We start from the raw sequence: 2,778 nt of genomic DNA on the forward strand, positions 1-2,778 counted from the left end.
CAACGCGACCCCACCCCGGCGCGCATCCAGTTCTGGGAACAGCTGATCCGCACCTGCATTGCCACCCCGGCTCTGCCGCTGCTGCCGGCTGATGAACGCGCCATAGCGGATGCCGTCAAGACGGTGGCCACCATGCCAACCGCTCTGCGCCGCTTCTCGACGGTTCGCCAGAATCTTCCGAAGTCGGGTGAAAACAGCCTGTACGAGCGGCTCGGGCGCTGGTGTGAAAGTGGCGCCCTGGGCTGGGTGTTCGACCAAGCCAACGACCAGTTGGCGGACCTGGACGCGGCATCGGTGATTGCCTTCGACACCACCGAGTTCCTGGACCTGCCCGAGGTGCGCACGCCGGTCATGCTCTACCTGCTGCAGGTGATGGAAGAGCTGGTCAACGGCGAACGCCTGATCTATGTGATCTCGGAGTTCTGGAAAGCGCTGGGCCACGAGATCTTCAGCGACTTCGCCAAACAGAAGCAGAAGACCATCCGCAAGCAAAACGGCCTGGGCATTTTCGACACCCAGAGCCCGTCCGATGTGCTGCGCCACCCCATCGGGCGAACCATGGTCGAACAAAGCGTGACCAAGATATTCCTGGCCAACCCGGAGGCGATGCGCGAGGAGTATGTCGAAGGCTTTGGGCTCAGCGAGGCCGAATTCAGCATCGTGCGCAGCCTCGGCGCACAAGGCGGGCGCCGATTCCTCGTGAAACAAGGCCACAGCAGCGCCATCTGCGAGCTGGACCTCAGTGGCATGGACGATTTCATCACCGTGCTCTCGGCGACCACCGACAACGTGGCCCTGCTCGACACCGTTCGTGAACGGCACGGTAGCGATCCGTTTCTGTGGCTTCCCGAGCTGCTGCGCGAGGTTCAGGATCGCAAATCCCGTACTTCAAGGAGAACCCCATGAAACCCCACGCTCAATGGTTTGCGCTGATCGCCTTCGCGTTGGCCGCCAGCGCCGCCTCGGCCCAGTTCGTCAAAGGCAATGAGGCGGTCCGTGTCATGACCGATGGCACCCAAAAGGTGGAAGTGCCGCCGCTCCCGTCGGTGGCCTTAGGCTCGCCATGCCCAGCCGCCAAGCCTGGCTGCGCTGGCGGTGGCTGGAAGATGCTGGAGAGCAATTCGGGGCTGGTCGAGTGCACCGAAGTCTTTGCACGGCCCACGACCTGTCGACCCTCGACCTACGGGGTTGAAAAGCGATCACGCACGTGGATCGTGAAGATCAAAGGCCAATGGGTGCAGTGCGCGCAACCCGACATTTCGGGAAACTGCGTCAGCCTGAAAAGCCTCCCTGTCAGCGCTGTTCAATAGCCGAGGAGAAATCCCATGTTTGCCTGGGTCGGCTCACAGTTCGATGCGGTCCTGAGCACTTACGTGCTCGGCGTCGTGGGTTCGCTCATGACCGGGATCGCACCGATCGCACTGACGGCGATGACGATCTGGGTAGCGCTGTATGGATGGGCCGTTCTGCGCAACGAGGTTCCAGAGACGGTGCCCACCTTTCTCTGGAAGGTATTCAAGATCGGCCTGGTGCTGGCATTTGCTCTGCAATCGGCTTTTTACATCGCGAATGTGGCCGACACCGCCAATGCGCTGGCTACGGGGGTGGCCACCACGTTTCTACCGGCAGCCGCAGACCCCACCACGATCTCCTCTCCCTACGCGCTGTTGGACCGGTTCAATGACGGTGCCAGCCAATTGGTACTCGATCTGCTGAAGGACGCGGGAATCATGCGTCTGGACCTGCTCTTCGCTGCCGTGGTCTGCTCCATCGGCAACGTCGTCTTTCTTTGCATCGCCCTCTTCGTCGTCACGCTGGCCAAGCTCTTCCTCACGTTCGTGATCTCCGTAGGTCCACTGTTCGTCTTGTGCCTGGCCTGGCGCCCCACCGCACGCTTTTTCGACAGCTGGTTGTCGATGGTGTTGAACGCCGTCGTACTGACCTGGTTTGCATTTTTCGCCTTGGGTATCAGCGCGTTCATGGGCGATGCGATTGTGCAAACCGTTCAGGTCAACGGTGGATTTCAGGGCTCGACATTCAACGTCGTCGGGGAAAGCCTGAAGTACTGCGTCGTCATGGTCCTCATGGCGATCATCTGCTTTCAGGCGCCCAGTCTGGCCTCGGCCCTCACCGGAGGTGCCGCCATCCAACAGGGCATCCAGATGATCCAGAACGCCATGATGGTTTCGGGCCTGCGTTCTGCGTCATCCGCCCGAAGCGCCAGCGCCGCCGCCGCTAGCGCTGGCGGCGTCATCCGCGCAGGCGCCGGTCTTCCACACACCGCCGCATCCATGGCCCGCCGAGGCGTCGGCGCTGCCCGCTCCGCCGCTTACAAACTCGCCGCCCAACGCGGCCGGTCCTGACCACCCCACCCACCAAGGAGTTCACCATGCACACCCGCCTCAAAGTTGCCGCTGCCGTCCTCATTGCTCTGGGCGCAACCCAGGCCCGAGCCACCGGCATCCCCGTGATCGACGTGGCCAACCTGGTTCAGACCGTCCAGCAGGTCATCAACGACATCACCAAGATCAACAACCAGATTCAACAGATTCGACAACTGCAAACCCAAATCGAGAGCATCAACGGCATCCGGAACCTGGGCGATGTGTTCAACAACCCACTGCTGAAGAACTACATCCCGGCCGAGGCCTTCACCTACCTCAACGCGGTCAACACGTCGGGCTACAGCGGGCTCAACGCCACGGCCAAGGTGCTGCGCGACGTGAGCATGATCTACAACTGCATGGACCTCACCGGCGACGCACGCACCCAATGCCA

General features: G+C 61.7%; 3 protein-coding genes and 1 pseudogene. All 4 read left to right on the forward strand.

Annotated features, from left to right (window positions below):
* A pseudogene (locus tag ABYB95_RS20800) lies at window positions 1-906 on the forward strand (VirB4 family type IV secretion/conjugal transfer ATPase); the annotation flags it as partial.
* Complete coding sequence (locus ABYB95_RS20805) at window positions 903-1,310, forward strand: hypothetical protein (RefSeq protein WP_008904122.1); 408 nt, start codon at window positions 903-905, stop codon at window positions 1,308-1,310. The pseudogene ABYB95_RS20800 and the gene ABYB95_RS20805, both read left to right, overlap by 4 nt.
* Window positions 1,311-1,325: 15 nt before the next feature.
* A complete protein-coding gene (locus ABYB95_RS20810; protein WP_008904121.1) occupies window positions 1,326-2,363 on the forward strand; it encodes a type IV secretion system protein in 1,038 nt (345 codons plus the stop codon).
* A 26-nt stretch (window positions 2,364-2,389) separates the two neighbouring features.
* Window positions 2,390-2,778 (forward strand): type IV secretion system protein (locus ABYB95_RS20815; RefSeq protein WP_372661385.1); only part of this gene is annotated, 389 nt, incomplete at its 3' end.

The sequence above is a fragment of the Hydrogenophaga sp. genome (genome assembly GCF_041633695.1).
Taxonomy (GTDB): domain Bacteria; phylum Pseudomonadota; class Gammaproteobacteria; order Burkholderiales; family Burkholderiaceae_C; genus Hydrogenophaga.

Excerpts from the sequence above, each read along its gene's own strand:
- ABYB95_RS20805 (WP_008904122.1), top strand. The coding sequence starts at position 903 with ATGAAACCCCACGCTCAATGGTTTGCGCTGATCGCCTTCGCGTTGGCC.
- ABYB95_RS20810 (WP_008904121.1), top strand. The coding sequence starts at position 1,326 with ATGTTTGCCTGGGTCGGCTCACAGTTCGATGCGGTCCTGAGCACTTAC.